Origin of the sequence: Pseudoalteromonas sp. Z9A5, assembly GCF_011378875.1 — a bacterium.
Taxonomy (GTDB): Bacteria; Pseudomonadota; Gammaproteobacteria; order Enterobacterales; family Alteromonadaceae; genus Pseudoalteromonas.
On the sequence record NZ_WTLC01000013.1, the window covers coordinates 16,265 to 32,003 of the forward strand.

Below are 15,739 nucleotides of genomic sequence, written 5' to 3' on the forward strand. Positions count from 1 at the left end.
TGGTTAAACCTTAGATTAAAGCTCTTTTGGCAAGAGTGAAATGCTTACCTGCAATGGTAACTAAGCGCAAATTTTGGCATTATAGCGCCATTAAACTTTGCAGAGCTGTAAAGTAAGCGCACGATTTAAGGAAAGTATATGCATATACATATTTTGGGGATTTGTGGCACGTTTATGGGCGGTATTGCAGCCATTGCAAAATCGCTGGGTCATAAGGTTACAGGCTCTGATCAAAACGTTTACCCTCCGATGAGTACGCAACTAGAAGAGCTTGGTATTGAGTTGACTCAAGGCTACGACGTATCTCAATTAGAGCCTAAGCCAGATATGGTGGTTATTGGTAATGCAATGAGTCGTGGAAACTTATGTGTTGAATATGTTTTAGATAAAGGCTTACCTTATACCTCAGGTCCTGAATGGCTCAAACATAACTTATTGCAAAACTCATGGGTACTTGCTGTAGCTGGTACCCATGGCAAAACCACAACAGCAAGTATGCTCGCATGGATATTAGAGTACGCTGGCTTAAAACCAGGGTTTTTAATTGGCGGCATAGTCCAAAATTTTGGTGTGTCGGCAAAAGTGGGCGAAACGCCATTTTTTGTTATTGAAGCGGATGAATACGACACTGCCTTTTTTGATAAGCGCAGTAAGTTTGTGCATTACTTACCTCGCACACTCATTTTAAATAATCTTGAATTCGATCATGCTGATATTTTTGAAGATTTAAACGCAATAAAAAAACAATTTCATCACTTAATGCGTACATTACCTCAAAGCGGCAAAGTAATTTGGCCAAAGCAAGATATAGCGCTTAATGATGTAATAAAGCAAGGGCTTTGGAGCGAAAGCGAAACTCTTGGTGATGATTGGAATTATGAGTTATTAAAAGCAGATGGCAGCGAGTTCAATGTATTGCTAAATAACGAAAATCAGGGAACTGTGCGTTGGCAAGCAATAGGTGAGCATAACGTTAAAAATGCAATTATGGCGATAGCCGCTGCACGTCATGTTGGTATCGCTATTGACCATAGTATTGATGCTTTAGGTGAGTTTATTAGCCCCAAGAGGCGAATGGAGCTCAAAGCTGATATTAATAACATAAAGGTGTATGACGATTTTGCGCATCATCCAACAGCAATTAAAACAACCCTTGCGGGGTTACGTGCAAAAGTGGGCGATGAAAAAATTATCGCTATTTTAGAGCCTCGTTCAAACACGATGAAAATGGGTGTGCACCAACATACATTATTAGACTCATTACGTGATGCTAACGATGTGCTACTTCTTGAGCCTGATAATCTAAATTGGTCGCTCAAAGAGCAAGCTGAAAAAGCCGATATGCAGTGCTTTAGTTCTACACAAACAATTATTGATACAGTGCTTGAAAGTATTGAGCCTAATCAACATATTTTAATTATGAGTAATGGTGGCTTTAATGGCTTACATCAACAACTTATTGATGGTTTAGCTGATAAATACAGCGGAGAATAATGTGCAATTTAAAGATAGAATTACGTTAGCTTTTAGCGGTGCATCGGGTGCGCCTTATGGTTTAAGGTTACTCGAAGTATTGTTAGAACAGCAATTTCAAGTATACGTACTTATCTCAAGTGCTGCGAGAGTAGTGCTTGATACAGAATCAAACATAAAGCTCTCAGGCAATGAAGATAAAGCAACTGAGCAGTTAAGTACGCTGTTTAATGCCAAGCCTGAACAGTTAAAAGTATATGGTAAAGATAACTGGTTTAGCCCTGTGGCATCGGGCTCTGCGGCACCTAAAAAAATGGTGGTATGCCCGTGTAGTGCAGGATCGGTTTCTGCAATTGCGGTAGGGGCGTCAGATAATTTACTAGAGCGCGCCGCCGATGTTGTAATAAAAGAACGCGGGCAGCTAATTTTAGTACCGCGCGAAACACCATTTAACGAAATTCATTTAGAAAACATGCTTAAGTTATCTCGTTTAGGGGTAACTATTATGCCAGCAGCACCTGGTTTTTATCATAAGCCACAAAGTATTGAAGACTTAGTCGATTTTATGGTGGCAAGAATTTTAGATCATTTAAATATTGAACATAACCTAACAAAACGTTGGGGTTATGGTGAGGGTAAGTAATGGTTAAGCAAAATATTGCTTTAAATATAGAAGGCCTTACTAAGGTTTATAAAAATGGTGTTGAGGCCATTAAAGGCGTTGATTTACAAGTTTACGAAGGTGATTTTTTCGCTTTGCTTGGCCCAAATGGAGCTGGTAAATCAACTACTATTGGTGTTATTTCCTCACTTGTTAATAAAACAAAAGGCAAAGTAGAAGTATTCGGTTGCGATATTGATACTGACTTAGAAGCCGCAAAAGCGCATTTAGGCTTAGTGCCGCAAGAGTTTAACTTTAGTCAGTTTGAAACGCTTAGCCAAATACTTGTTAACCAAGCTGGTTATTACGGTGTTCCACGCGCTGAAGCCCATAAGCGTGCTGATAAATACCTAGCTCAACTTGGTTTACTTGAGAAAAAAGACAAGCAAGCGCGTACGCTTTCAGGTGGTATGAAACGCCGCTTAATGATTGCACGTGCGCTTATGCACGAACCAAAGTTGCTTATACTTGATGAGCCAACAGCAGGTGTAGATATAGAGCTTCGTCGCTCAATGTGGGATTTTTTACGCCAAATAAATCAGCAAGGCGTTACCATTATTTTAACCACACATTACCTTGAAGAAGCAGAGTTACTGTGTAAAAACATTGCGATTATCGATAATGGTCGAATTGTTGAAAACACCACAATTAAAGCACTGCTTGCAAAGCTTGATAAAGAAACGTTTATTTTAGATTTAAAAACGCCAGCAAATCCTGTAACGCTTGATGGCTATAAATTTACCATGACAGACGATCGCACTGTTGAGGTGGAAGTTGCTAAATCACAAGGGTTAAATGCTGTGTTTAGTGCATTAACAGCTCAAGGTAATACTGTATTGAGTATGCGAAATAAAGCAAACAGACTAGAAGAGTTATTTGTAGGATTACTAGAGCAAGGGCGGGGCGAATAAATGTTTAAATATGGCGTAGCCTTAAAGAGTTTATGGATTAAAGAGTGTATTCGTTTTTTACGTATTTGGGTGCAAACCTTAGTACCGCCAGCAATTACAATGAGCTTATATTTTGTTATTTTTGGTAACTTAATTGGTTCACGAATTGGCGATATGGGCGGTTTTAGCTACATGGAGTTTATTGTACCGGGCCTTATAATGATGTCGGTTATTACAAACTCATACTCGAACGTAGCCTCTAGTTTTTATTCAACAAAGTTTCAAAAAAGCATTGAAGAGCTTTTAGTTGCACCTGTACCTAATTACATAATAGTACTGGGTTATATGGGCGGCGGTATGACGCGTGGCATTATGGTGGGCTTTATAGTTACCTGTGTATCGTTATTATTTGTTGATATTCAAATTCATAATGTTTTTGTGATTATGGCTACAGTTATTTTAACTTCTGCCGTATTTGCTTTAGGTGGTTTGATTAATGCAATTTACGCAAATAGCTTTGATGATATTAGTATTATCCCAACCTTTATTTTAACGCCATTAACCTACTTAGGGGGTGTGTTTTATTCCATTACATTACTGCCAGAGTTTTGGCAAAATGTATCGCAAATTAATCCTATAATTTATATGGTTAACGCGTTCCGTTATGGCTTTTTAGGTGTGTCGGATGTTGATTTAAGCGTGGCTCTTGGAGTTATTTTAGTATTTATAACAGCGTTATTTACATTAGCGCTTACATTGATCAAAAAAGGTGTGGGGCTAAGACATTAATGAATGATGCAAATTCACGTAGTATTGTATCTAACCAAGCGGGTATTCACGAAAAGCTTGATGAAATAGTAAATAAGCATTTAAGTGCTGAATTTAAAAAGCCAATTGCAGAGCATACACAACTCGCGTTTGATGAAGTTAACGCTAAAGTACACGCTTTTAAAGGTCCGCTTATTTTAGATTCGTGTTGCGGTGTTGGCGAAAGTACGGCTAATTTGGCTAAGCGTCATCCCGATGCGCTTGTTATAGGTATTGATAAATCGTCGCACCGCCTTGATAAACATGATGTTGAGTATAAGCAAACCGACAGTGGGCAGTACATATTAGTACAAGCCGATTTAAACGACTTTTGGCGTTTAGCGGTTGATGCTAATTGGCAGCCTAGCCATCATTACTTGTTGTATCCAAACCCATGGCCAAAGTCTAAACATATTCGCAGGCGCTGGCATGGCGCAGCTATCTTTCCATTTATTGTTAAGTTAGGTGGCTTGTTAGAGGTAAGAAGTAATTGGGATATTTACGTTAAAGAGTTTGCAAGAGCCCTTGAACTAACTGGTAACTCTTGCGATGTAGTACCTTATGAATCAGATGATGCTATTACGCCTTTTGAACGTAAATATTGGGCCAGTGGCCAACAAAGCCACCGACTTATTATTAATTTAGCTGATCGTTAATACGTCTTCATTTTGTGAGTTAACATGTGACGCTGGGTGAGCAAAGTAATTACCTTGCATCAGTGTCACATTTGCTTTTTTAAGTGCAGTTACAATTGTTTTGTTCTCTACCGATTCGGCTATTAGTTGTAAACCTAACTGATTAGCAAAACTCGCTATGTGCTCTATAAATAAGTAAATGTCTTTATCGTTTACAATTTGCTTTATTAAAGCGCCATCTAGTTTAATGCCATCTACTTCAAGTTTTAATACGTTTGATATGTTTGAATAGCCACTACCAAAGTCATCAATAACAACTTTTACACCTTTCGTTTTAACCATGCCTATAAATGCTTTTACTTCTGAAAAGTTAGCAATTGCTTGTGTTTCTATAAGCTCAAGAGTGATATTACCCGGATGCGGGTAACGTTTTAATTCATAAGCTATATATTCACTTAAACTGGGATCAAGCATGTCTTGGGCTGTTATATTTAAGCTCCAGCAAATATTTGTTTTTCTAAATCGGCTAACACATTGTGAGAAAATAGTACGCGTTAATAAACCATCCATTCTTGAGCGGGTTACAACATTTAAAAATGCGTCAGGTTTTAATATTTCACCTGTGCTAGTTACCATGCGAGCTAGGCATTCATACTGCACTATTTGATTTGTATCTATATCAATAATAGGCTGAAAATAAGGCACTATACGGTTGTTATCAAACGCCTCGCGTACTTCTTTAGCCATTTCTACGTTGTATTGATATTGCACTTTTACATCATGTAGTGCTTTGGAGTAATTAACGACTGTATGCCGACCTTGTTTAGCCTGTAAAGCCGCGATATGTGCATTCTCTAGTAAGAGTGACTTATTGCCACTGGCAATGCCTGCACATAGCGTAATATAAATAAAAGGGTCGGTTAGTAATGGGGTATTAAAGTTATAGGTTTCGATAAGATCGTTAAATTCGATATACGGAATTTCTTTTGGTGCAAGGAGCACTAGTTTATTTGTTGCTAAGCGATAAATATGACAGCGTGTAGAACAGCGGTTTTTAAAGTGTATTAATAAGTTTTTCATCACTTTATCGCCAACTTCTGTACCGTAAAAACTATTTATATCTTCTATTTCGTTAATCCAAATAACCGCTAACTGCATATGATGAGCGCTACTCTTTTTAAGAAAGTACTCCAGAGCTATATGATTCGCAAAACCAGTGCTTGAATCAGTTGCTAAAGAACGTTTGAGTAAATATATATAAATAGCAGCAACGAGTATCGCAATAAAAAAGAAGAAGCTTGCCATGGCTACAGCTTTAGATACGCTTTCTTTCAGTTTTTGATTCAAATCGTAAATAGTTATATCGGCACCGGTTAAATAGGTTTTGCCGTTAGTTTCATCAATATAAGGAATAAAAATAGTTTTAAAGTGTCCCCATTGATCACTCGATATTTCAAATACGGGTTCTGTTGAATAAAAAGCACTTATATTTGCTTCTGTTGCCTCTGGGTAAAGGTCTAAAAACTGGGTTACTTTTCCGTTATTTTGATCGTCTTGTGTGTAACTAGATGCACCAAAATAAACTTTTCCATTTTTTAGTATCATCGAGTAAACATACGCAATATCGAGTGCCTGAGCGAACTCTGAAAGCTTTTTGCTTTTATCTTGATAGTCAGAAAAACTAATCGTGTCATTTTGATTAACAGCGTTAAGGTACTCATCACCTAAAATATGTTTTACGCTGGTGGCTGCATTAAGTAGGCGAGTGTCGACCGATTGCATTATTTCTGCACGGGTAGTTTGGTAGGTGTAATAAACGTAGGCGAATAAGCTAATTAAAAACACACTAAAACCAGCCATTAACCAACTTATTCTTACTCTTCCTTTAAGCATATATGTCCCTTTTTTATTATCGTTTTATTATACGCAAAATATATAAATGCCCAATAATTAATTCGAATTTATTATCTTGAGCTGAATATTAATTAAATTATCATTTTTTTGTCATGCATTTGACTGCTTTTATGGCTTTATGCGAGACATTTTGGTTGGATTGCAGTAAAGTTAGCGCAATTATTTAAAACACTATTCTTTAAAATAGTGCCAAAATATGGCCTTTTTTATAGATAAACATGTTTTTTAGCTACACACACTAGGTATTAAGATGGATCAAAAGCGTTGTGCCGTCGCCTCTAAAGAAAGCCTTAAGCGTATATTTACTGTACCTGAAGCGCCAGACTCAACTTTAAGCAAAATCGAGCTTGAAATTTCGAGTAATTTAGCAGGTTTCTTAAACGAAAATATAGCGGCAATTGAAAAGCCATTGCATGAAATCGAAAAAGATTTTCAATCAGCTGTGATCCCTGAGGATCCAACGTTTGTATCTGCTTATGCACAAGACATAATGGAGCAACTTGTTGCGCATTCTGTGCATACCGCTGCTCCTAGTTTTATTGGTCATATGACCTCTGCCTTACCTCATTTTTTATTACCACTGTCAAAATTGATGGTAGGGCTAAATCAAAACTTAGTAAAAATAGAAACATCTAAAGCATTTACTCCTCTTGAGCGCCAAGTTTTGGGGATGATGCACCATTTAGCTTATGGACAAGAAGACTCGTTTTATTCTAAATGGATGCATAGTGCTAAAACATCATTAGGTGCTTTTTGCTCCGGTGGTACGATTGCTAATATTACTGCGCTTTGGATTGCCCGAAATCGTTTATTAAAACCAGATGGTGATTTTAAAGGTATTGGTGCACAGGGCCTTATTGCTGGCATGTTGCATTATGGCTATAAAGGTTTGGCTGTTTTAATATCTGAGCGCGGACATTATTCATTAGGCAAATCAGTTGATTTATTAGGTATTGGTCGTGAAAATTTAATTGGTATAAAAACCTGCGATAACAATAAAGTAGATGTTGATGCTATGCGTGAAAAAGCGCTTGAGCTTGAAGCTAAAGGCATTAAAGTTATGGCCATTATTGGTGTCGCGGGTACTACCGAAACCGGTAATATTGACCCATTAGATGCAATGGCTGATTTGAGCGAAGAAATTGGGTGTCACTTTCATGTAGATGCTGCATGGGGAGGAGCAACTCTTTTATCTAATACGCACCGTCCTTTATTAAAAGGAATTGAACGAGCTGATTCAATTACTATTGATGCACATAAGCAAATGTATGTGCCAATGGGCGCAGGTTTAGTTTTATTTAAAGATCCGACTGCAACTGACGCTATAGAGCACCACGCAGAATATATTTTACGTAAAGGCTCTAAAGATTTAGGTAGTCATACGCTTGAGGGTAGCAGACCCGGTATGGCAATGTTAGTACATGCTTGCTTACGAGTTATAGGTCGTAAAGGCTACGAAATGCTAATTGATCGTAGTATTAAAAAGGCACATTATTTTGCCGATTTAATTAAAGCAGACGAAGACTTTGAACTTGTTTCAGAGCCTGAGCTGTGCTTATTAACGTATCGTTATGTACCAAAAAAAATCAAACAAGCAATAGCTGATGCTGATGCTGCAACTAGGTTAGATATATTTGCCTCATTGAATCGTTTTACGGCCAGTATGCAAAAGCGTCAACGTGAATCGGGACGCTCGTTTGTGTCGCGTACACGTTTAACGCCTTCTAATTATGATAATCAACCTACGGTTGTATTTAGAGTCGTGCTTGCAAATCCGCTTACTTCAGGTGCTATTTTAAAAGATATTTTAGCTGAGCAAAAAGAGTTAGCTAAAACCGATCCTGTCTTTAAAAAGTACTTAAGTAAATATATGTAATTATAAACATCGTTATTTATAATTAACAAAGGCGCTCTTATTCAAGTTAGCGCCTTTTTTGTTGGTTTTTAAAAAGAGTATTTAAGAAAGGCTAAAACAGCTCGCTTTAATTATATTGCTGATAATTTGTTGTGATGGTTTTATTTTTTCTGTCGCTAAAAATTCATCAGGTTGGTGCGCTTGGTTAATAGAGCCTGGACCCATTACAATTGTTTCGCACCCTAGTTGTTGAATATAAGGCGCTTCAGTGCAGTAATTTACAGCAATCGCTTTTTGCCCCGCTATTTTTTCAGCTAACTTAACAAGCGCACTATCGGTGCTGCCGCTAAATGCCGGAATGGGGTCATGCAAATCGATAACACTAACCGCATTAGGGTATTGCTCGTTTATTTCTTTAATTGCATCAAGAACTAAAGCTTGTAACTCTTTAATACTTAAACCCGGTAACGGACGCATATCTATGTGCATTTCACAGCAACCACAAATCCTATTTGCGTTGTCGCCACCATGAATATTTCCAAAATTTAAAGTTGGGTAGGGTATTTCGAAGTGTTCTATTGAATACTTATGCTTTAATTGTTCTTTTAAGATCAGTAATTTTGCAATCACTTTATGCATAACTTCAATGGCGTTAAGACCACGTTCGGGATCGGAGCTATGACCTGAACGACCAACTACTCTAATTGCTGTGCTCATGTGTCCTTTATGAGTAAATACCGGAGTCATATCAGTGGGTTCGCCTATAATACAGCGCGCAGGTTTTAAATTTGGGTGTTTACATATTTGTTGTGCGCCTGCCATTGTTGTTTCTTCGTCGGCAGTGGCGAGTATTAAAATAGGTTGAGTTTGCTGTTTTTCATCAAGCTCACTGACAGCCTGTAATACAAAAGCAAAAAAACCTTTCATATCAATGCTTCCTAACCCATACAATTTATTATCGAGTTCGGTAAGTTTAAATGGATTATGGTTCCAACGGCTGTCGTCAAATGGCACTGTATCGGTGTGACCCGCGAGCATTAATCCGCCATCACCATTCCCTCGCTTTGCCAATAAATTATAACGTCCTTTTCCGCCTTCCAATTCAATTATTTCACAAGTAAAACCAAGGCTTTCACACCATTTTGCAAGTAGCTCAATTACATTTTTATTGCTCATGCATTCACTATCTTCAATCGAACTTATAGAAGGAGCTGCAATTAATTGTTGGTACATAGAAATAAACGATGGCAAAGGCATAAAAAAATCCAAAATAAGTATTCAATTTAATTGCATAACAATATAAAAGTATTTACTATGAATATCAATTCACTTTTTAAGCATAAATATATTAAAGTAATACTATGAAAATAATGCGACGATAATCAAAATTCATTAATAAAAAAGACTTAATTAGCGTCTAAGCTAGTTTAAGCGAACATTATAAGTAAGTAGTAACTAATTTTAAGATAACGAGTAATAAATGAATGTAGTGATTATTGGCGCAAGCGGTTACAGCGGCGCAGAGTTAGCAAGTTTAGTTGCGAAACACCCAAATTTAACTTTAACAGGTTGTTATGTATCAGAAGGCAGTTTGGATAAAAATAAGCTGCTTAGCGATTTGTACCCTGAGCATTTAGGTTTACTTGACCAACCTTTGTTGCCTCTTAGTGAATTAGCTTTAAGCGATATTAGTAATACTGCTGATTACGTATGTTTGTGCACTGATCATAAAGTAAGTGTAGATTTAGCTCCGCGTTTTTTAGCCATGGGTAAAAAAGTATTTGATTTGTCAGGAGGCTATCGCCTCGCTAGCAATGATGATTATGTTACTTATTATGGCTTTGAGCATCAGCACCCTGAATTATTAAATGAAGCAGCTTACGGTTTAGCTGAATGGAATAGCGAAGCAATTATTGCTGCACAGCTAATTGCTGTTGCAGGATGTTATCCAACAGCTGCGCTCAATGCATTAAAGCCTCTACAACAAGCTGGTTTATTAAGCGATCAAAGTATTATTATTAATGCCGTATCGGGTGTTACGGGAGCAGGGCGTAAAGCGAGTGTTGGCACTCATTTTTGTGAGGTATCGCTTGCTCCTTATGGCTTGTTTAACCATCGCCACGGTCCTGAAATAGAACAGCATCTTGGTCACAAAGTGCTATTTACACCGCATTTAGGTAATTTTCCTCGTGGTATTTTAGAAACTATTTATGTGCAATTAAAGCCAGAGGTAACAAGTGAGCAAGTAACACAAGCGTATCAGGTACTTGCTGATGAGCCTCTTATTCGTTTACTAGGCGATAAAATCCCATCAATAAAAGGTGTAGCTAAACAACCATTCGTTGATATTGGTTGGCAGCAACAAGGATCGCAATTAATTGTTATTGCAGCAATTGATAACTTACTCAAAGGTGCTGCAGGACAAGCTTTACAATGTATTAATTTATCAATGAATTTAGAACATACCACTGGTTTAAAAGGAGCGTTTTAAATGAGTAAAAAAACGTGGGTTATTAAACTAGGTGGTGCAGTACTTAATATAGAAAATGCAGCTAAAGCATTATTTGATGTACTTAATGAGCAACAAAATGCTCAGTTTGTAATTGTGCACGGTGGCGGTTCACTTGTTGATACTTGGTTAAAAGAAGCTGGTTTTGCCAGTGCTAAACACCAAGGTTTACGTATTAGCCCAGCAGAGCAAATGCCTTATATAGTGGGTGCGCTTGCAGGTTGTGCAAATAAACAATTAATGACTCAGGCTATTAGTGCAGGGCATAAACCTGTTGGTTTAAGTCTTTTTGAGGCGGGTGTTACTGCAACTCAAAAATTAAAAGCGCTTTGCTTAGTGGGTAAATGTACAAGCAACGATGACTCTATTATTAACGATTTACTTAAAATTTCTCGTTTACCAATTGTGAGCTCCATCGGCTTTGATGAACAAGGCTTGTGGTACAACGTAAATGCAGATGAAGCAGCGGCAGCTATTGCTAGTAATTTAAATGCAGAACTTATTTTTATGACCGATGTAGAAGCGGTACTTGACGCAAATAAACAGCCGCTACATCAACTTGACACAAAACACATTGATACTTTAATAAATGAAGGAGTAATTGTGGGCGGGATGGAGGTCAAAGTTAAGACCAGCCTTCACGCTGCCCAACACTTACGACGCGGTGTGTATATTTCCAGCTGGCAAAAGCCAGAAAATTTAACTGACTTGCTTGAAGGCAAGCATGTCGGAACTAAAATTACACCATAGGTTTATTATGTTTGAAAATTTTTTAACGGGTTTAGAATTAGACCAAGAAGGCGCACTTAACTTATTAAAGCTAGCGCGTGACATTAAAGCAAAACCAGAAAAATACAGTCAAGTATTAGCTGGTAAATCAATCGTAATGTTATTTGAAAAACAAAGTTTACGTACGCGTTTGTCATTCGATATTGGTATTAATCGTTTAGGTGGTCATGCTGTTTATTTAGATCAGCAAAATGGTGCAATGGGTGCACGCGAATCAATTAAAGATTTCGCACTTAATATTTCTACATGGGCAGACGGTATTGTGGCACGTGTAAACCAGCACAGCACATTAACTACGTTAGGTGAATATTCATCAGTACCAGTAGTTAATAGCTTGTGTGATTTGTACCACCCGTGCCAAGCACTTGCTGACTTTTTAACGCTTCAAGAAGTACATGGCGATGTAAGTGAGCTTAAAGTTGCTTACTTAGGTGAAGGCAATAACGTAACTCATTCATTGATGTTACTTGCTGCTACTTTAGGGACTGACTTTGTAGCTGTAACACCAAAAGGGTGCTCACCAGATTCACAAATACTTAAAAAAGCTGAGCAAATTGCAGCAATGAATGGCGCATCAGTCATGGTGAGCGATAGGGTTGAGGCTGCCGTTGGTGCAAACGTTGTATACGCAGATACATGGGTATCAATGGGTGATACAACACCGCTTGAACAGGTAAAAGAAAAGTACATGCCTTATCAGTTAAATCAGGCATTACTAAATCAAACTGGTGCGACTACGGTATTGCATTGCCAACCGGCACACCGTGAATTTGAAATTACCTCTGAGGTAATGGACGGTCCAGCATCTAAAATTATTCAACAAGCAGAGAATCGTATGCATGCGCAAAACGCTCTGTTAGTTACATTATTAAATCCAAATTTTGTTAAGGAACACCTATGAGTTCAATTAAAAAAGTCGTTTTAGCCTATTCAGGTGGTCTTGATACGTCGGCTATCGTGCCATGGTTAAAAGAAAACTACGGTTGTGAAGTAATCGCGTTTGTTGCTGATGTAGGTCAAGGGGCTGAAGAGCTTGAAGGCGTAGAAGCTAAAGCAATCGCGTCTGGTGCATCTGAATGTTACGTAGTTGACTTAAAAGATGAAATGGTAAGTGATTACATTTACCCAACGCTTAAAACAGGCTCAATTTACGAAGGCACTTATTTATTAGGTACGTCTATGGCGCGCCCAATTATTGCTAAAGCACAAGTTGAAATTGCACGTAAAGTAGGCGCTGACGCACTTTCTCATGGTTGTACTGGTAAAGGTAACGACCAAGTTCGTTTTGAATCATGTTTTGCAGCACTAGCTCCTGATTTAAAAGTAATTGCGCCATGGCGTGAGTGGGACTTATCGAGTCGTGAGTCATTACTTGATTACTTAGCAGAGCGTGACATTCCGTGTTCAGCATCGGCTACAAAAATTTACAGCCGTGATGCTAACGCATGGCATATTTCGCACGAAGGTGGAGAGCTTGAAGACCCATGGTGCCAACCAACTGAACAAGTATGGACATGGACAAACTCACCAGAGCAAGCGCCAGATAAATCAGAGCTAGTAACATTAAAAGTTGTTGAAGGCGAAGTGGTTGCTGTAAATGGTGTAGAGCTTAAGCCATACGACTGTTTAGTTAAATTAAACGATATTGCATCACCTCATGGTGTTGGTCGTGTTGATATTGTAGAAAACCGTTTAGTAGGCATGAAGTCACGCGGTTGCTATGAAACGCCAGGCGGTACAGTAATTATGGCTGCGTTACAAGCAATCGACGAGCTAGTGCTTGATAAAGCAAGCCGTAAATGGAAAGAAGTACTTGGCGGCGAGTTTTCGCATTTAGTATACGACGGTCGCTGGTTTACGCCGCTCAAAGATTCTATTTTAGCCGGTGCTGAAGCACTTTCTAAAGTGGCAACAGGTGAAGTGGTACTTAAGCTATATAAAGGTCAAGTAACTGCAGTACAAAAGCAGTCACCAAATAGCTTATACAGCGAAGCATTCGCGACATTTGGCGAAGATGATGTGTACGACCAATCACACGCTGAAGGCTTTATTCGTTTATTCTCGCTTTCAAGCAGAATTTCAGCACTCGCTAAAAAGTAAATTATTACGCCCCTGTAAAAGGGGCACTACAGGGTTTGGAGATATTTCATGGCATTATGGGGCGGACGTTTTTCTACGGGTCCAGATGAGGCGTTTAAGCAATTTAACGACTCTCTTCCCTTCGATTACCAGTTAGCAGAGCAAGATATTATTGGCTCTGTGGCATGGGCTGGCGCACTTGAGCAAGTAAATGTGTTATCGAGTGATGAGCACAAAGAACTTGTTGCAGCATTGTATGAGTTACTTGAAGAAGTAAAAGCTGATCCACTCGCTGTAGCTACATCGGGTGCAGAGGATATTCACTCGCATGTTGAAGCTGCATTAATCGAAAAAGTAGGTGATTTAGCTAAAAAATTACATACAGGCAGAAGCCGTAATGACCAAGTAGCCACTGACTTTAGGTTATGGTGTCGTGATACCGCAGAGCATATTTTAAAAGCAATTGAGCAACTTAAAGGTGAATTTGTATCTTTAGCTGAGCGTGAACTGGGTACAATTTTACCTGGTTATACACATTTACAACGCGCTCAGCCAGTATTATTTAGTCACTGGTGTATGGCTTATGTAGAAATGCTAGAGCGTGATGAAAGCCGCTTACAAGATGCAAAAGCACGTATGAACTTTTGCCCACTTGGAAGTGGTGCATTAGCCGGTACTGCTTACCCAATTGATCGCCAAATACTTGCACAAGGTTTAGGTTTTACGGCCGCGACTAAAAATAGTCTTGATGGCGTGTCTGATCGCGACTTTGTTGTAGAATTATTAAGCTGTGCTTCTATTTCGATGATTCACTTATCGCGTATGTCAGAAGATTTAATATTTTATAACTCTGGTGAAGCTGGTTTTATAGAGCTTGCAGATAACGTGACATCGGGTTCATCGCTCATGCCACAAAAAAAGAACCCTGATGCATTAGAGCTTATTCGCGGTAAAACAGGGCGTGTGTTTGGTGCCTTTAGCGCGATGATGATGACGTTAAAAGCGTTGCCACTTGCTTATAATAAAGATATGCAAGAAGACAAAGAAGGCATATTTGACGCAATGCCAACATGGCTTGCGTGTATTCATATGGCACAGGCTTGTATTAAAGGCGTTAAGGTAAGAGGCGATCGCACTCTTGCCGCAGCTAAAGGAGGTCATGCAAATGCAACTGAACTTGCGGATTACCTTGTTGCTAAAGGCGTACCTTTTAGAGAAGGCCATCATATTGTAGGTGTGCTGGTACAGCTTGCTATTAGCGAAGGCAAAACACTTGAAGATCTTTCGCTTGAGCAATATAAATCTGTAAGCGACGTGTTTGAGGATGATGTTTATCCGGTACTTGAAATTGACGCGTGTATAAAAGCACGTCAAGCGCTTGGTGGCACGTCTATTGAGCAAGTAACAAATGCAATAAAAGAAGCGAAAAAAAAACAGCAAATAACGGTTCGTGATGCCAACTTAGATGATGTTGAATCAATAGCTAAATTGGTTCAGCACTGGGCAACCGTAGGCGAAAACCTCCCGCGTGCTAAAAGTGATATGGTGCACTCTATAAATGAGTTTGCTGTAACTGAAATTAACGGCAGAGTAACTGGGTGTGCATCGTTGTATATATACGACACTGGCCTTGCTGAAATACGCTCATTAGGTATAGACCCCCAAAGTGCTGTTTCAGGGCAGGGTAGGCAGTTAGTTGAGCACTTATTAGTTAAAGCCAAAAAATTGGCGCTAAATCGGGTAATCGTATTAACACGTGTCCCTGACTTTTTCGAAAAGCAGCGTTTTACGTTTTGCTCTAAAGAGAGCCTGCCTGAAAAAGTAATGAAAGATTGTGAATTATGCCTTCGTAAAGAAAATTGTGACGAGGTAGCAATGGAATATATTTTAAAGCTAAGTAAAAGTACGGAGATCCCGTGTAAATACGTAGCTTAAACTCCCTGGATACAAAAAACGTACGGTTACCCCTGTGCGTTTTTTTATGTCTGCAGTAATTTGGTCTTGTCTTGTCTGAGTTGTTTTGTTTTATTTGATTGGTTGTATAAATATTTTATAGGTCTATTTAGCGTGTCAAAAAAAGTTGGCACATTGGTTGCTTTGTATTAAGTAAGATAGCAGAACTGCTAT

The 15,739-nt window shown here is 38.6% G+C and carries 13 protein-coding genes; 11 read left to right on the forward strand and 2 right to left on the reverse strand.

Annotated features, from left to right (window positions below; translation table 11 throughout):
- Positions 1-138: 138 nt before the first annotated feature.
- From mpl to GQR56_RS08540, 5 genes are read left to right on the forward strand one after another with little or no spacing between them, the layout of a single operon-like run.
- Positions 139-1,494 carry a UDP-N-acetylmuramate:L-alanyl-gamma-D-glutamyl-meso-diaminopimelate ligase gene (mpl, locus tag GQR56_RS08520; RefSeq protein WP_166110367.1) on the forward strand — a complete coding sequence of 452 codons (1,356 nt, stop codon included), beginning with the start codon at positions 139-141 and terminating at the stop codon, positions 1,492-1,494.
- A gap of 1 nt (position 1,495) precedes the next feature.
- Positions 1,496-2,116 carry a flavin prenyltransferase UbiX gene (locus GQR56_RS08525; RefSeq protein WP_002961027.1) on the forward strand — a complete coding sequence of 207 codons (621 nt, stop codon included), beginning with the start codon at positions 1,496-1,498 and terminating at the stop codon, positions 2,114-2,116.
- Complete coding sequence (locus tag GQR56_RS08530) at positions 2,116-3,045, forward strand: ABC transporter ATP-binding protein (protein WP_024594076.1); 930 nt, start codon at positions 2,116-2,118, stop codon at positions 3,043-3,045. Before GQR56_RS08525 ends, GQR56_RS08530 begins: the two co-directional genes overlap by 1 nt.
- Positions 3,046-3,813 (forward strand): ABC transporter permease, encoded by a 768-nt coding sequence (locus tag GQR56_RS08535; RefSeq protein WP_024611269.1) that lies wholly within the window; start codon positions 3,046-3,048, stop codon positions 3,811-3,813.
- A complete protein-coding gene (locus GQR56_RS08540) occupies positions 3,813-4,487 on the forward strand; it encodes an SAM-dependent methyltransferase (RefSeq protein ID WP_166110372.1) in 675 nt (224 codons plus the stop codon). Before GQR56_RS08535 ends, GQR56_RS08540 begins: the two co-directional genes overlap by 1 nt.
- On the opposite strand, the gene GQR56_RS08545 is transcribed toward GQR56_RS08540, so the two are convergent.
- Complete coding sequence (locus GQR56_RS08545; RefSeq protein ID WP_166110374.1) at positions 4,473-6,359, reverse strand: GGDEF domain-containing protein; 1,887 nt, start codon at positions 6,357-6,359, stop codon at positions 4,473-4,475. The two genes, GQR56_RS08540 and GQR56_RS08545, sit on opposite strands and share 15 nt — an antisense overlap.
- Before the next feature lie 271 nt (positions 6,360-6,630).
- On the opposite strand from GQR56_RS08545, the gene panP reads away from it, so the two are divergent.
- On the forward strand, positions 6,631-8,256 hold the full coding sequence (gene panP / locus GQR56_RS08550; RefSeq protein ID WP_166110377.1) for a pyridoxal-dependent aspartate 1-decarboxylase PanP: 1,626 nt from the start codon (positions 6,631-6,633) through the stop codon (positions 8,254-8,256).
- Positions 8,257-8,337: 81 nt separating this feature from the next.
- Here the strand turns inward: panP and argE are convergent, their stop codons facing one another.
- Positions 8,338-9,492 (reverse strand): acetylornithine deacetylase, encoded by a 1,155-nt coding sequence (gene argE / locus GQR56_RS08555; RefSeq protein ID WP_166110380.1) that lies wholly within the window; start codon positions 9,490-9,492, stop codon positions 8,338-8,340.
- Positions 9,493-9,715: 223 nt separating this feature from the next.
- On the opposite strand from argE, the gene argC reads away from it, so the two are divergent.
- From argC to argH, 5 genes are read left to right on the forward strand one after another with little or no spacing between them, the layout of a single operon-like run.
- Positions 9,716-10,726: an N-acetyl-gamma-glutamyl-phosphate reductase gene (gene argC / locus GQR56_RS08560; RefSeq protein WP_166110383.1), complete on the forward strand. Its 1,011-nt coding sequence runs from the start codon at positions 9,716-9,718 to the stop codon at positions 10,724-10,726.
- A complete protein-coding gene (gene argB / locus GQR56_RS08565) occupies positions 10,727-11,494 on the forward strand; it encodes an acetylglutamate kinase (RefSeq protein WP_166110386.1) in 768 nt (255 codons plus the stop codon).
- Between the two features lie 7 nt (positions 11,495-11,501).
- A complete protein-coding gene (locus GQR56_RS08570) occupies positions 11,502-12,434 on the forward strand; it encodes an ornithine carbamoyltransferase (protein ID WP_166110388.1) in 933 nt (310 codons plus the stop codon).
- On the forward strand, positions 12,431-13,633 hold the full coding sequence (locus GQR56_RS08575) for an argininosuccinate synthase (RefSeq protein WP_007581653.1): 1,203 nt from the start codon (positions 12,431-12,433) through the stop codon (positions 13,631-13,633). Before GQR56_RS08570 ends, GQR56_RS08575 begins: the two co-directional genes overlap by 4 nt.
- A 48-nt stretch (positions 13,634-13,681) precedes the next feature.
- Positions 13,682-15,547 (forward strand): argininosuccinate lyase, encoded by a 1,866-nt coding sequence (argH, locus tag GQR56_RS08580; RefSeq protein ID WP_166110391.1) that lies wholly within the window; start codon positions 13,682-13,684, stop codon positions 15,545-15,547.
- Positions 15,548-15,739: the final 192 nt, after the last annotated feature.